Annotated in this window: 12 protein-coding genes; 8 read left to right on the top strand and 4 right to left on the bottom strand. The window is 68.1% G+C overall.

What is annotated here, in order from left to right:
• Positions 1 to 37 precede the first annotated feature (37 nt).
• Both ACSQ3D_RS15010 and ACSQ3D_RS15005 read left to right on the top strand, forming a co-directional pair.
• Positions 38 to 1750 carry a GMC family oxidoreductase gene (locus ACSQ3D_RS15010; RefSeq protein WP_436127432.1) on the top strand — a complete coding sequence of 571 codons (1713 nt, stop codon included), beginning with the start codon at positions 38 to 40 and terminating at the stop codon, positions 1748 to 1750.
• A gap of 322 nt (positions 1751 to 2072) precedes the next feature.
• Entirely contained in the window at positions 2073 to 2426 is a 354-nt protein-coding gene (locus ACSQ3D_RS15005; protein WP_436127431.1) for an antibiotic biosynthesis monooxygenase family protein, read from the top strand.
• Between the two features lie 24 nt (positions 2427 to 2450).
• Here the strand turns inward: ACSQ3D_RS15005 and ACSQ3D_RS15000 are convergent, their stop codons facing one another.
• On the bottom strand, positions 2451 to 2783 hold the full coding sequence (locus tag ACSQ3D_RS15000; protein ID WP_436127430.1) for a hypothetical protein: 333 nt from the start codon (positions 2781 to 2783) through the stop codon (positions 2451 to 2453).
• A gap of 181 nt (positions 2784 to 2964) precedes the next feature.
• The gene (locus tag ACSQ3D_RS14995) at positions 2965 to 4311 is read right to left on the bottom strand and encodes an ammonium transporter (protein ID WP_436127429.1); all 1347 of its coding nucleotides are present in this window, start codon (positions 4309 to 4311) and stop codon (positions 2965 to 2967) included.
• A gap of 365 nt (positions 4312 to 4676) precedes the next feature.
• On the opposite strand from ACSQ3D_RS14995, the gene ACSQ3D_RS14990 reads away from it, so the two are divergent.
• From ACSQ3D_RS14990 to ACSQ3D_RS14965, 6 genes are all read left to right on the top strand, one after another.
• A complete protein-coding gene (locus ACSQ3D_RS14990; protein WP_436127428.1) occupies positions 4677 to 5435 on the top strand; it encodes a sulfite exporter TauE/SafE family protein in 759 nt (252 codons plus the stop codon).
• 365 nt (positions 5436 to 5800) lie between these two features.
• Positions 5801 to 6565, top strand: a complete 765-nt coding sequence (locus ACSQ3D_RS14985) for an ABC transporter substrate-binding protein (protein ID WP_056410145.1) — start codon at positions 5801 to 5803, stop codon at positions 6563 to 6565.
• A 35-nt stretch (positions 6566 to 6600) separates the two neighbouring features.
• The gene (locus tag ACSQ3D_RS14980; protein ID WP_056410148.1) at positions 6601 to 7383 is read left to right on the top strand and encodes an amino acid ABC transporter permease; all 783 of its coding nucleotides are present in this window, start codon (positions 6601 to 6603) and stop codon (positions 7381 to 7383) included.
• Entirely contained in the window at positions 7380 to 8126 is a 747-nt protein-coding gene (locus ACSQ3D_RS14975; RefSeq protein ID WP_056410149.1) for an amino acid ABC transporter ATP-binding protein, read from the top strand. Before ACSQ3D_RS14980 ends, ACSQ3D_RS14975 begins: the two co-directional genes overlap by 4 nt.
• A gap of 48 nt (positions 8127 to 8174) precedes the next feature.
• Positions 8175 to 9476, top strand: coding sequence for a DcaP family trimeric outer membrane transporter (locus ACSQ3D_RS14970; RefSeq protein WP_436127427.1), 1302 nt, complete (start codon positions 8175 to 8177; stop codon positions 9474 to 9476).
• Positions 9477 to 9675: 199 nt separating this feature from the next.
• The gene (locus ACSQ3D_RS14965) at positions 9676 to 10575 is read left to right on the top strand and encodes a DMT family transporter (RefSeq protein ID WP_436127426.1); all 900 of its coding nucleotides are present in this window, start codon (positions 9676 to 9678) and stop codon (positions 10573 to 10575) included.
• Between the two features lie 297 nt (positions 10576 to 10872).
• Here the strand turns inward: ACSQ3D_RS14965 and mrdA are convergent, their stop codons facing one another.
• The gene (gene mrdA, locus ACSQ3D_RS14960; protein WP_396506672.1) at positions 10873 to 12813 is read right to left on the bottom strand and encodes a penicillin-binding protein 2; all 1941 of its coding nucleotides are present in this window, start codon (positions 12811 to 12813) and stop codon (positions 10873 to 10875) included.
• A 283-nt stretch (positions 12814 to 13096) separates the two neighbouring features.
• On the bottom strand, positions 13097 to 13615 hold the full coding sequence (mreD, locus tag ACSQ3D_RS14955; RefSeq protein WP_056410157.1) for a rod shape-determining protein MreD: 519 nt from the start codon (positions 13613 to 13615) through the stop codon (positions 13097 to 13099).
• Between the last annotated feature and the right edge of the window lie 39 nt (positions 13616 to 13654).

Raw genomic sequence — 13654 nt, 5'->3', positions numbered from 1 at the left:
TGCCAGCACCGCTGCCCCGATCCGATCTGCCCTGCCCATGAGCGACACCACGTTTGACACCATCATCATCGGCGGCGGCACCGCCGGCGCCCTGCTCGCCAACCGCCTGAGCGCCGACGGCCGCTACCGCGTGCTGCTGATCGAAGCCGGCCGCAAGGACGACTACCACTGGATCCACATCCCCGTGGGCTACCTGTACTGCATCGGCAACCCGCGCACCGACTGGCTCTACCACACCGAACCCGACGCGGGCCTGAACGGCCGCACGCTGCGCTACCCACGGGGCAAGACGCTGGGCGGGTGCAGCAGCATCAACGGCATGATCTACATGCGCGGCCAGGCCCGCGACTACGACCAGTGGGCCGAGCTGACCGGCGACGCCAGCTGGCGCTGGGAGAACACCCTGCCCCACTTTCGCCGCCACGAGGACCACTGGCGCCTGGACCAGCCCGGCGGCGTGAATGAAAACTTCAAGCGCCTGCACGGCAACAAGTCCACCGGCAGCACCGGCGAGTGGCGGGTCGAAAAGCAGCGCCTGCGCTGGGACGTGCTGGACGCCTTCGCCCAGGCCGCGCAGCAGGCGGGCATTCCGGCCACCGACGACTTCAACGGCGGCGACAACGAAGGCGTGGGCTACTTCGAGGTCAACCAGAAGAGCGGCTGGCGCTGGAACACGGCCAAGGCCTTCCTGCGCCCCACCTGCTACGGCCGCCCCAACTTCGAGATGTGGACCAGCGCGCAGGCCGCCAAGCTCGTCATCGAGACCCAGCCCGACGGCAGCCGGCGCTGCACCGGCGTGCAGGTGTGGGACGGCCACGAGATGGTCACCGCCCAGGCGACGGATGAAGTGATCCTCAGCGCCGGCGCCGTCAACTCGCCGCAGCTGCTGCAGCTGTCGGGCATCGGCCCCGCCGCGCTGCTGCGCCAGCACGGCATCGACGTGGCCGTCGACCTGCCGGGCGTGGGGGCCAACCTGCAGGACCACCTGCAGATCCGCGCGGTGTTCAAGGTCAATGGCGTGCCCACGCTCAACGCCATGGCCGGCTCGCTGTGGGGCAAGGCCAAGATCGGCCTGGAATACGCCATGAAGCGCAGCGGCCCCATGAGCATGGCGCCGTCGCAGCTGGGCGCGTTCACGCGCAGCAGCGCAAGCCAGCCCTACCCCAACATCGAATACCACGTGCAGCCGCTGTCGCTCGATGCCTTCGGCGAGCCGCTGCACAGCTTTCCGGCGTTCACGGCCAGTGTGTGCAACCTGAACCCCACCAGCCGCGGCACGGTGAACATCAAGGCGCCCGACTTCAAGGCCGCACCGGCCATCGCGCCCAACTACCTCTCCACGCCCGAAGACCGCCAGGTGGCCGCCGACAGCCTGCGCGTCACGCGCCGCATCGTGGCCCAGCCCGCGCTGGCCGCGTACCAGCCCGAGGAATGGAAGCCCGGCGTGCAGTTCGAGAGCGACGAAGACCTGGCCCGCCTGGCCGGCGACATCGCCACCACCATCTTCCACCCCGTGGGCACCACCAAGATGGGCCGCGACGGCGACCCGATGGCCGTGCTGGACTCGCAGATGCGCGTGCGCGATCCGCGCGGAGGCCCCGGCGCCGTGGTGGCCGGCCTGCGCGTGGTGGACGCGGGCGCCATGCCCACCATCACCAGCGGCAACACCAACTCGCCCACGCTGATGCTGGCCGAGAAGGCGGCGGAGTGGATCGTGAAGGCGCGTCAGGCAGCGCGCCAAGCGGCCTGACGGGGGCGTGATGGAGTTTGATAGGGAGCGGATAGGGAGCGATGAGGGCTTGATGGCGGCATCGCAGGCGGCGGGCTCCAGCACTCCCACCCACCGTTCGGGCTGAGCTTGTCGCAGCCTGCGCCGCGCTTCGACGGGCTCGGCGTGAACGGTGGTGGGTTGCTGGAAGCCACCGGGCACGACCCCGGAACAACCGCAACGATCCTCGGCACCACCACCCATGCCCGCAGGCGGGCAGGCAGACAGGCAGGCAGACAGGCCAGCGGGAACTGGCGTGGATGAAGCGAGGCGACCGCCTGCGATGTGACTACCATCGCGCCCCATGTACTCCTCCACCTTCATCTTTGCCACCCGGCAATTCGACGACACCTTCCACCGCCTGGACCAGGCGATTGCCACCGCCGCCCGCTCCATCGACGGCTACCTGGGTGAAGAGGCGTGGGAGGACACGGCACGGGGCCTCGTCTCCAACGTGTATTACTGGCAGTCGCTCGAGGCACTGCAGGCGCTCATGAGCCACCCCACCCACCTCGAGGCCAAGGCCGCGCAGGCGCAGTGGCTCAATGGCTACCAGGTGGTGGTGTCGCAGGTGCTGCGCACCTATGGCGACGACAAGCTCACAGGCCTGCTGCCCACTGCCGCCCTGTTTGCCGGCGGCAGCGCTCCCGCGCACTGAGCCATACCGGCGGCGGGACATCCGCTAGCGGATACCGCCCACATAGCGCGGCACCTCGGGAGCGGGCTCGGGCGCGGCAGGCGCACTGCGCTGGCGCATGGCCTGGGTCGCCACGTCCAGCAGCGGGCGCCGCGCGGCAGGCGGTGGCGCAGCGTGCATGGCGTGGTCCAGCCGGTCGGCCCAGTCGGCGAGTTCGGGCACGCCGTCCTCCTGGGCGCGCTGGCGCGCAAAACGCACCACCTCGGCCGCATAGTCCACGTTCACGGCCATCCACTCGGTATCCGTCACGCGCCCCGTCTTGCGGCGCAGCAGCACGTGCAGGTGGGCGGCAATGGCCAGCTTGTCGGAATCAGGCATGGTCGCTCCTTGAGACATAGGGGTCACAGTTCAGTGGAGGTAACGTCTGAAGGGAGGCCCTGCCCACGGCCTTCGAGCCTGCGCCCCCCAGGCGAGGGCCGCCGTGGAACTGGCTTCGCCAGGCCACCGGTGGCGTCCCCCCCAGGGGGAAGGCGCCGAAGGCGACTCAGGGGGAACACCGCTACCCCCCCAACCGCTCACGGTGCTGGGCGATGTCCAGCCCCGTCTGCTCGCTCTGCTCGTCCACCCGCAGGCCCACCACGAAGTTGGTGATCCACAGCAGCACCCCGGTCACCACCAGGCTGTAGGCCATCACGGCGCCCACGCCGATGGCCTGGGTGAGCAGGCTGCCCGAGGCGCCGCCCACCGTGGGGCTGGCCAGCACGCCGGTGAGCAGCGAGCCCACGATCCCGCCGATGCCATGCACGCCGAACACATCCAGCGAATCATCGGCACGCAGCAGGCGCTTGAGCCCCGTGGCGCCCCAGTAGCACGCCAGGCCCGCCACCAGCCCGATGATCACCGCCGAGCGCAGCGTGACAAAACCCGCGGCCGGCGTGATGGCCACCAGGCCCGCGATGAGGCCCGAGCACAGCCCCAGCAGCGACGGGCGGCCGCGCACGATCCACTCGCCCACCATCCACGACAGGGCGCCCGCGGCCGCCGCCAGGTGCGTGACCGCCATCGCCAGGCCCGCACGGCCATCGGCCGCCACGGCCGAGCCGGCGTTGAAGCCGAACCAGCCCACCCACAGCATGCCGGCGCCCGCCATGGTGAGCCCCAGGTTGTAGGGCTCGAAGGGCTCGCGCCCGTACCCCGTGCGCCGCCCCAGGAACCACGCGCAGACGAGCCCCGCGACGCCCGCGTTGACGTGCACCACCGAGCCGCCCGCAAAGTCGAGCGCGCCCATCTTCGCGAGCCAGCCGCCGGGCTCCCACACCCAGTGCGCCACCGGCGCATAGACCACCAGGGTCCACAGGCTGGTGAAGATGAGCAGCGCGGAAAACCGCATGCGCTCGACCAGCGCCCCCACCAGCAGCGCGGCGGTGATGATGGCGAAGGTGAGCTGGAACATCGCGTACACCGACTCGGGGATGTGCGGCGCCACATGGCTCACCGCGAGCTTGCCGCCCGCGAGATCGAAGTCCAGCCCGGCAAAGCCCGCCCGGTCCCACCCGCCCAGCCACGGGCTGCCGGGCGTGAAGGCCAGCGAGTAGCCTGCCGCGAACCACCACAGGCTGACCAGCGCCGCCACCGCCACCACGCTGGCCATGGTGTTGAGCACGTTCTTCTTGCGCACCATGCCCGCATAGAACAGCGCCACGCCCGGCAGCGTCATCAGCAGGACCAGCGCGGTCGAGGTCATCATCCAGCCGGTGTGCGCAGCGCTGATCGTGTCCTGGGCCACCAGCATGGGCCGCACGGGCGCAGGCACTGCGTCCGGCGGCGTGCCCTGCGCGAGCGCAGCCGCACACAGCCCCAAGGTCAAGACCACCCACGCCACAATCCGGTGCACAGTTCCCCGCATGAAGGCTCCTTATCGCAAATTGTTACAAGCAGGTTGCACGAGCCATGCCAGCAGAAAATGCCAGGGAGATGCAGGGGGTGCCCCAGCCCCATGCCCCGGAAAGGGGTCGGGAAACCCCCAATGCACCACAGGGGTGCGGCCGTTACAGTTGCGGCACTCGAGAGCGCGCTTCGGTGTGCCAAGCGAGGGGCCCGAGGAGACACTTTCTACCAATAAACATATTCAAAGCACCCAACGAGGTGCAGACCCTTTCCAGGCGCTGGCGATCCCAGCGCCTTTTTCTTGCCTGCTCGCAGCGTGTGCGGCCTCGCCGGGCGCACCGATGACTCCTGAATTGATAGCGCACCGGGTGCGACAATCCAGCGATGGAATGGATTTTTATCACCCTGGCCTCGCTGCTGGCAGGGTTTGTGGACGCGATCGTGGGCGGAGGGGGGCTGGTGATGGTGCCGGCGCTGTTCGCGGCTTTTCCGGCGGCGCCGCCGGCCACGCTGCTGGGCACCAACAAGGCAGCGTCGGTGTGGGGCACGGCCATGGCCACCTGGCAGTACAGCCGGCGCGTGCAGGTGCGGTGGCACGCCATGCTGCCCGCGGCCGCCACGGGGTTCGCGGGCTCTTTCGCCGGCGCGTGGGCCGTGACGGTGATGTCGGCGGACTTTCTGCGCAAGCTGCTGCCGCTGGTGCTGCTGGGTGTGCTGGCCTACACCCTGGCCAAGAAGGAGCTGGGGCGGCACCACACGCCGCGCTACAGCGGCCGCACAGAGGTGGTGGCCGCCAGCCTGATCGGCGTGCTGATCGGTTTCTACGACGGGTTCTTCGGCCCCGGCACCGGCAGCTTCTTCGTCTTTTTGTTCGTGCGGCTGCTGGGGTATGACTTCCTCAACGCATCGGCGTCGGCCAAGCTGCTCAACTGCGCGACCAACTTTGCCGCCATCGCACTGTTCGCGGCCAAGGGCCACGTGTGGTGGCACTTCGCGGTGACGCTGGCGGTGGCCAACGTGGTGGGCAGCCTGCTGGGCACGCACCTGGCGCTCAAGCACGGCACGGGCTTTGTGCGCGGCATCTTCATCGTGGTGGTGAGCACGCTGATCCTCAAGACCGGCTACGACGCATTTCTTCGGTAACCCCCTGAGTCGCCTTCGGCGCCTTCCCCCTGGAGGGGGACGCCCCCAGCGCGGCGGGGCGGCCCTTGCGCGGGGGCACTGGGCTGGGGCGCGCCGGTAGTGCAGACCGCGCCCTGCAACCGCGGGCCCAGCCCCTGCGTCCGGTTGGGGACACCGCTCTAAACCTGTTGTGAATTGGCACACAACGGGGCTTTGAGGGTTGTCCGCAGGCCCAAGGAAAAAATTCGCATATTTATAATCATTACCACTTGATGACGGCAGGCTTCGCGTTTTGCGATGCCTGCGCGTTCGAACCACCAGCCTCCGGCCTGCTACCCGCATGCCGGATTTTTTGTACCTGAAATACCCCTGACAGGACCCCTCCCATGAAATTGTTCAAGGCTGTAGCCACCGCCCTCGCGCTTTGTGCCGCTTTCACTTCTGCCCAGGCCCGCACGCTGGACGAGGTCAAGAAGGACGGCAAGATCCTGATTGCGACCGAGGGGCAGTTCGCCCCGTTCAATTTCTTCAACGGCACCACGCTGACGGGCTTCGAAGTGGAGACGGCCGAACTGGTGGCCAAGAAGATGGGTGTGACCATCCAGTGGAAGACCCTGGGCTTCGACGCCCTGCTGACCGGACTGCGCCAGGACCGCTGGGACCTCGTGATCGCCTCGCACGGCATCACCGACGAGCGCGCCAAGGCCGTCACCTTCACCGACCCGCACTACTGCTCGGGCGGCATGATCATCGCCATGGACCCCGCCATCAAGAGCGCCAAGGACCTGGCCGGCAAGGTGGTGGCCGTGCAGACCGGCACCAGCTACCTCGAGAACGTGCAGAAGGTCTCCTCCATCAAGGAAATGAAGAACTTCCCCACCGACGTGGACGCCCGCAGCGCCCTGAACTCGCGCCGCGTGGACGCCTGGGTGACCGACCGCTTCGTGGCCAAGGCCGTGGCCGAGAAGAACCCCGGCGCGGGCTTCAAGCTGGGCGACATGCTGTTCATCGAGCGCATCGCTGCGGCCGTGGCCAAGGGCAACACCTCGCTGGCCGGCGGCTGGAACAAGGCCCTGGCCGAAGTCATGGCCGACGGCAGCTATGCCGCGCTGTCCAAGAAGTATTTCAACGAAGACGTCCGCTGCCAGTAAGCACGACCCGCTCGTAGTCACCCGGGTCTTTTTTCATGCTCACTGCCTTTTGGCCGCAGCGCTGGAGCCGCCAGCAGCGCAGCAACGCCACGCTCGTCTCGGCCGTCATCCTGATGGTGCTGGCGCTGTCACTGCTGGGCAGCTTGCTGTCCTTTTTGCCCGATCCCATCGGCCCCAACGCCCAGGCGTTCTCTGACGGTGCGCGCACCACCCTGTGGCTCACGCTGATCAGCGGCAGCGTGGGGCTGGTGCTGGGCACCGCCGCGGCGCTGGCCCGCACCGCGCGCTTCGCGGCCGTGCGCTGGGTCGCGAGCTTCTACATCTGGGTCATCCGCGGCACGCCGCTCTTGGTGCAGATCCTGTTCGTGTACTTCGCGCTGCCGGTGCTGGTGCCGGGCCTGAACCTGCCCGACTTCGCAGCCGCCGTGCTGGCACTGGGCCTGAACGTGGGCGCCTACAACGCCGAGGCCATCCGCGCCGGCCTGCTGGCCGTGCCGCGCGGCCAGACCGAGGCCGCCAAGGCCCTGGGCCTGGGGCGGATGCACGTCTTCCTGGACGTGGTGTTTCCGCAGGCGTTCAAGATCTCGCTGCCACCGCTGGTGAGCAACTTCGTGGCGCTGCTCAAGGACTCGTCGCTGGCCTACGCCATCGGCGTGGTGGAGCTGACCAATGTGGGCAACCGCATCCAGTCGGCCACGTTCCAGCCCATTGCCACGCTGTCCACCGTGGCCATCACCTACCTGCTGCTGACCACCCTGGTCACGCAGATCTCGAACGCGGTGGAATACCGCTTCGACGTGGAAGGCCGCAACCAATGACAGGCGCGTCCACACCCTTCATCGTCGTGGACAGGGTCTGCAAGTCGTTCGGCGCCCACCAGGTGCTGCGCGATGTGTCGACCGTGTTCAACACCGGCGAGGTCACCGTGATCATCGGTGCGTCGGGCTCGGGCAAGAGCACCTTGCTGCGCGCCATCAACCGGCTCGAACCCCACGACTCCGGCCGCATCACCATCGGGGGCGAAGACGTCACCGACGACCTGGCCACGCTGCAAAAGCAGCGCAGCGAGGTCGGCATGGTGTTCCAGCAGTTCAACCTGTTCGGCCATATGAGCGTGCTGGACAACGTGACCTTGGCCCCCCGCCGCATCCGCCGCACGCCACGCGCACAGGCCAACGAGCAGGCCATGGCCCTGCTGCGCCGCGTGGGCATGCAGGACCATGCGCAGAAGTACCCCTGGCAACTGTCGGGCGGGCAGCAGCAGCGCGTGGCCATTGCCCGCGCGCTGGCCATGCAGCCCCAGGTGATGCTGTTCGACGAGCCCACCTCGGCCCTGGACCCGGAGATGGTGCAGGAGGTGCTCGACGTGATGCGCGAGCTCGCCCGTGGCGGCATGACCATGATCGTGGTGACCCACGAGATGGGCTTTGCGCGCGAGGTGGCCGACCGTGTGATGTTCTTCGACCAGGGGCGCATCGCGCACGACGCACCTCCCAGCGAATTTTTTACCAACCCCGCCAACGACCGTATCCGAGCCTTCATCGGACGCATGGGCGCCTGAGATCCAGGTGCTCTGCGACAACCACCACAAGCCCCTACCGGAGTGACCATGAAACTGAACCACACGTTCCTCGCCCTGCTGGCCACCGGCCTGTGCAGCCTGCCACCCGCAGCGTTGGCCCAGACCGCCAAGGATTTCGAAGAGATGCGCAACGAGCTCAAGGCGCTGCGTGCCGAGCTCAACCAGCTCAAGGCCCAGCAGGCCCAGGCACCCGCTGCAGCGCCCGCGGGCGCGTCGGCATCGGCCTGGAACGACCGCATCGATGCGGTCGAGCTCAAGCAGAAGGACGCCGTGGTGCTGGGCGACATTCCGGGCAGCTTCCGCCTGCCGGGCAGCGAGACATCGATCCGCATCTACGGTTTTGCAGAAGCCAACATGGTCAAGGACTTCAAGGGCACCGCACCCGGCGACACCTTCACCAACCTGATGGAGCAGCCCCTGGGTGACAACCACTCGGGCAAGGCCAGCCTGACCGCGCAGACCTCGCGCTTCGGCTTCGAGACCTCCACGCCCACCTCCATCGGCACGTTCAACACCAAGATCGAAGCCGACTTCTATGCCTACTGCGGCAGCGAGTGCAACCGGGGCCGCCTGCGCCTGCGCCACGCCTACGGCGAGTACGCCGGCTGGCTGATCGGCCAGACCTGGTCGACCTTCATGGACACCGACAACCTGCCCGAGACGGTGGACTTCAACGGCCCGCCCGGCGCGACCTTCCGCCGCCCCACGCAGGTGCGCTACACGTACAACGACCCCAACCTGGCCAAGTTCCAGTTCGCCATCGAAGAACCCACCGACGGCGCCAGGAGCCCCAACCTGGTGGCCCGCGTGGACAAAGCCTTCGACTGGGGCAACGTCAACGCCCGTCTGATGTCGCACGAGCAGCGTGTGGACGGCGTGAGCAAGCGCGGCATGGGCTTCGGCCTGGGCGCGGGCTACAAGATCACCGGCACCACCACACTGATGGCGCAGTACACGCGCCTGGACGGCGACGGCGACGGCGCCTACCTGGTGGGCACCAACTACCCGGTGCTGGATGGCGGCACGGTGCGCCTCGACAAATCGCACGGCGTGGTGCTGGGCCTGTCCAACGTGTTCAGCGAGAAGCTGCGCGGCACCGTGTCGCTGGGCATGGTGCGCTCGCGCAACAAGCTGGGCGACGCCTACGTGAACGCGTACGGCGCCGAAGGCAACCACAAGCTGTACCAATGGCACGCCGGCATGTACTACCTGCCGATCAAGAACGTGGAGCTGGGCGGCGAGCTGATCGGCGGCCGCCGCACGACGTTCGACGGCCAGCAGGGCGACATGCTGCGCCTGAACCTGCAGGCACGCTATCTTTTTAATTGACACCCCCTGAGACGCTGCGCGCCTTCACCGCGCTACGGGAGGGGGACGCCACCGGTGGCCTGGCAGAGCCAGTTCCACGGTGGCACTGGCCTGGGGCTGCGCCTGAGCGACGGCCGTGCGCCGTGCGCAATGCGCGGCAAGGAATCTTTTGCAAGTGGCTGGCCGGGAAACCGGCCAGCCCTTTCTTGTTTTGGAGCCTATGAAATCCGAACGTCTGGGCCTGATCGCCCTGCTGGCAGTGACCGTGGTGTGGGGCACCACCTTCCCCGCCATGAAACTGTTGTCCGCGCACCTGGATGCGCTGCAGATCATCTGGCTGCGTTTTGTCATCGCGCTGGTGGTGCTGGCCCCGCTGTGGTGGGGCATGCGGCGCGCCGAGCGGCGGTGGGGCTGTGCGCTGGGGGTGTTGCTGTTCCTGGCGTTCTGGCTCCAGATCGAGGGGCTGGCGCGCACCAGCAGCAACCGCAATGCGTTCGTGACCGGGCTCAATGTGCTGGTGGTGCCGCTGATCGCCATGACCGCGCTGGGGCGCCGTTACGGCTGGGCACTGTGGGCCGCGTGCGCCATGGCGTGTGCCGGCATGGCCCTGATGTTCCACGAGAACGAGCCCTGGAACCTGGGCGATACGCTGACGCTGGCGAGCACGGTGTTCTACGCGCTGTACATCCTGGCGCTGGAGGCCTGCGCCAGCCGCACGGCCGCGCACCCGCTGCGCGCCACGCGCATGGCGGCTGCGCAGGCCACGGTGATGGCGCTGGCGTCCACCGCCCTGCTGCTGGGCCAGGGCGGCGGCATGGGCTGGCTGCGGCAGTCCGCCGCCCCACTGCCCGCCGATGCCTGGGTGGCCCTGCTGTACCTGGGCCTGCTGGCGAGCGTGGTGGTGGTGAGCTTGCAGGCCTGGGGCCAGCAGCGGATGGATGCGATGCGCAGCGCGATCGTCTTCGGGCTGGAGCCCGTGTTTGCCGCGCTCACCGCCTGGGCCCTGCTGGGAGAGCGGCTGGGGTGGGCCGGCCTTGCCGGCGCGGCGCTCATCGTGGCGGCGCTGGTGTTCAGCCAGCTGGCGCCATCCGCCCACACCAAGGTGCGGCTACCGGGCTGAATCCAACGCTGCCGGATGCGCTGCAGGCCTCAGACCCCCATCCGTTCGGGCTGGGCCTGTCGAGGCCAGGGCGTGCCCGAGCGCGCAAGGCTTCGACGAGCGCAGCCCGAACGGATGGAGGATGTAGAGTCTGAGAGAAAGTCGTTCATGCGGCCACTCCGTTATGGCCCCCAACAGCCGCTTACCGCTTGCTGGGCAAGCGCCGCAAGCTACCGAAACGATAGCAATTGCAATCGCATGCAACGCGGGCGGTACCCGGAGGACCGGGCCGGGCCGCGCAGACGCTGGTGCGCTGGGTCAGGGCAGCGGCAGGGCCACGTCGGCCGCCCGGCGTGGCTTGCCGATGGGGGCGGAGGCCAGGCCCTTTTGCACGGCGGCGATGTCTTCTTCGCTGGGGTAGTCGCCCTGCAGCCAGTAGTCAAACACGCGGCGCGCGATGGGCGCGGCGTGCGCTGCGCCAAAGCCCGAGTTCTCCACGATCACCGCGAGGGCGATGCTGGGCGCCTCGGCAGGGGCGTAGGCGGCAAACAGCGAGTGGTCGCGCTGGTGCTCTTCCAGTGCCTTGGCGTTGTATTTCACGTTCTGGCCCAGGCTGACCGCCTGCGCCGTGCCGGTCTTGCCCGCCGAGGTGTAGGGCGCGCCCGCAAACACGCGCGTGCCGGTGCCGCCCTTGTTCACGGCCACCAGGGCGTTGCGCACGATCTCCACGTTCTTCGGGGAATAGCCCAGGTTCTCGCCCGGGGGTTGCACGATCTCCGTGACCACGCCGGTGACCGAGTTCTTGATGGCCTTGGCCATGTGGGGCCGGTAGCGGGTGCCGCCGTTGGCCAGCGTGGCCTCGGCCAGCGCGAGCTGCAGCATGGTGAAGTTGTTGTAGCCCTGGCCGATGCCCAGCGACACCGTCTCGCCCGGGAACCAGCGCTTCATGTCGGCGCGCTTGTAGGTGTTGCGCTTCCACTCGGTGCTGGGCAGCGTGCCGCGCACTTCGCCGTTCAGATCGATCCCCGTGCTCTGGCCGAAGCCCAGTGGTTTCATGAAGTCGTGGATCGCATCCACGCCCATCTCGACGGCCAGCGAATAGAAATAGGTGTTGCTCGAGAACTGGATGGCGCGGTGCATGTCCACACCGCCCAGGCCGCCTTCGTGGCTGCGGAAGGTGTGGCCGCCGAACGTGTACGAGCCCGGGTCGTTCACCACCAGGCTGGGCGAGCGCTTGCCCAACTGCAGGGCCGCCAGCGCCATGAAGGGCTTGTAGGTGGAGCCCGGCGGGTAGGTGCCGCGCAGCGCGCGGTTGAGCAGGGGCTTGTCGATGGACTCGTTGAGCGCCGCCCAGTTCTCCACGTCGATGCCTTCGACGAAGAGGTTGGGGTCGAACGTGGGCTTGCTCACCAGGGCCAGGATCTCGCCGTTGCGCGGGTCGATGGCCACCAGCGCGCCGCGGCGGCTGCCGTAGAGCTCCTCGATGAGTTTCTGCAGCTTGATGTCGATGGACAGCATCACGCTGTCGCCGGGCGTGGCCGCGTGGCTGGAGAGCTTGCGCACCGCACGGCCGCCGGCCGATGTCTCCATCTGCTCGACGCCGGTGGTGCCGTGCAGCGACGACTCGAAACTCTGCTCGACGCCGAGCTTGCCGATGTATTCGGTGCCGCGGTAGTTGGCCTCGTCCTCCGAGTCCTGGATGCGCGCCTTTTCGGTCTGGTTGATGCGGCCGATGTACCCGATGGCGTGGCTCGCCACGTCGCCCATGGGGTAGTTGCGAAACAGCCGGGCCTTGATGTCCACGCCCGGAAACCGGTAGCGCTGCGCCGTGAAGCGCGCGACCTCCTGGTCGGTGAGCCGCGTGCGGATGGGCAGGGATTCGAAGTTACGCGACTCTTCCATCAGCCGCTTGAAGCGGCGGCGGTCGCGGGTCTGGATGTCCACGATCTTGGCCAGCTCGTCGATGGTTTCATCGAGCACGCCGGCGCGCGAGGGCGTGATCTCCAGCGTGTAGGCCGAGTAGTTGGTGGCCAGCACCACGCCGTTGCGGTCCAGGATCAGCCCCCGGTTCGGCACGATGGGCACGACCGCCGTGCGGTTGCTCTCGGCCTGCGCCGCCAGGTCTTCGTGCCGCACCACCTGCAGGTACACCAGCCGCGCCACCACCAGGCCGAATGCGAACATCACCACCAGGCCGATGACGAACGCCCGCACCCGAAACCGCGATGCGTCGGCTTCGCTGTTGCGCAGCTCGGTCATCGTTGCGCTCCATGGCGAAACCCAAGCGCGCTCCGCGAGACGGCTATGCCCCCGGCGATTGCCACCACTGGAGCTGACGGCAAGAGGCCACGGGCGTGCCCCCGTCCCGACAGAAAAAGGGAAGACGCGAAGTGGCGCAGAAGGTGCCTCACCACTCGGCGCAGCCTACGCAAGCGCGCAGCCCAGGCGAGTGCCACCGTGGAACTGGCTCTGCCAGGCCACGGGTGGCGTCCCCCTCCCGAAGGAGAGGGGGAAGGCGCGAAGCGACTCAGGGGGAGCTTCATCACAACGGCCGGTTCTGATCACGGTCCGGCGGCCGGCGCTGCGGCGCCAGCAGCACCCAGCTGGCCAGCGGCCACAGCAGCGCCTCGATCAGCGGCGCCAGAAAGCTCCACAGCCCCGGAAAGAGGCCGCCCGCCGCCATGCGCAGCAAAAGCTCGATGGCGTGCGCCAGCGCAAACAGCGGCAGCACCTGCAGCGCCTGCGACGGCACGCTGAACCACAGCAGGCGGCGGTGGATGGCGATGGCGCCGAACGACAGCACGGTGTACGACAGCGCATGCTGACCCAGCAGCGCGGACTGGCTCACGTCCATGCACAGGCCCAGCACGAATGCCACGCCCATGCCGATGCGCAGCGGCTGGTGCACGCCCCAGAAGACCAGCAACACCATCAGCAGATCGGGGGTCCAGACGATGCGGCCGAGCGGCAGCATGTTGACCGCCAGGCCCACGGCCAGGCTCACGCCGATGAACACCGGGTTGACCGGCAGCAGCAAGGGCTCGCCGCGCGGCATGATCATGGCGTGGGCCCTTTCAGAAAATGCAGTGTGCCCGCTGCG

It is taken from the genome of Acidovorax sp. LjRoot117, assembly GCF_964252695.1.
In the GTDB taxonomy this organism is placed as follows: domain Bacteria; phylum Pseudomonadota; class Gammaproteobacteria; order Burkholderiales; family Burkholderiaceae_C; genus Acidovorax.
The sequence above is the reverse complement of the archived record's forward strand: the minus strand, read 5'-3'. Positions and strand labels throughout refer to the sequence as shown.

Excerpts from the sequence above, each read along its gene's own strand:
- ACSQ3D_RS15010 (WP_436127432.1), top strand. The coding sequence starts at position 38 with ATGAGCGACACCACGTTTGACACCATCATCATCGGCGGCGGCACCGCC.
- ACSQ3D_RS15005 (WP_436127431.1), top strand. The coding sequence starts at position 2,073 with ATGTACTCCTCCACCTTCATCTTTGCCACCCGGCAATTCGACGACACC.
- ACSQ3D_RS15000 (WP_436127430.1), bottom strand. The coding sequence starts at position 2,783 with ATGCCTGATTCCGACAAGCTGGCCATTGCCGCCCACCTGCACGTGCTG.
- ACSQ3D_RS14995 (WP_436127429.1), bottom strand. The coding sequence starts at position 4,311 with ATGCGGGGAACTGTGCACCGGATTGTGGCGTGGGTGGTCTTGACCTTG.
- ACSQ3D_RS14990 (WP_436127428.1), top strand. The coding sequence starts at position 4,677 with ATGGAATGGATTTTTATCACCCTGGCCTCGCTGCTGGCAGGGTTTGTG.
- ACSQ3D_RS14985 (WP_056410145.1), top strand. The coding sequence starts at position 5,801 with ATGAAATTGTTCAAGGCTGTAGCCACCGCCCTCGCGCTTTGTGCCGCT.
- ACSQ3D_RS14980 (WP_056410148.1), top strand. The coding sequence starts at position 6,601 with ATGCTCACTGCCTTTTGGCCGCAGCGCTGGAGCCGCCAGCAGCGCAGC.
- ACSQ3D_RS14975 (WP_056410149.1), top strand. The coding sequence starts at position 7,380 with ATGACAGGCGCGTCCACACCCTTCATCGTCGTGGACAGGGTCTGCAAG.
- ACSQ3D_RS14970 (WP_436127427.1), top strand. The coding sequence starts at position 8,175 with ATGAAACTGAACCACACGTTCCTCGCCCTGCTGGCCACCGGCCTGTGC.
- ACSQ3D_RS14965 (WP_436127426.1), top strand. The coding sequence starts at position 9,676 with ATGAAATCCGAACGTCTGGGCCTGATCGCCCTGCTGGCAGTGACCGTG.
- mrdA (WP_396506672.1), bottom strand. The coding sequence starts at position 12,813 with ATGACCGAGCTGCGCAACAGCGAAGCCGACGCATCGCGGTTTCGGGTG.
- mreD (WP_056410157.1), bottom strand. The coding sequence starts at position 13,615 with ATGATCATGCCGCGCGGCGAGCCCTTGCTGCTGCCGGTCAACCCGGTG.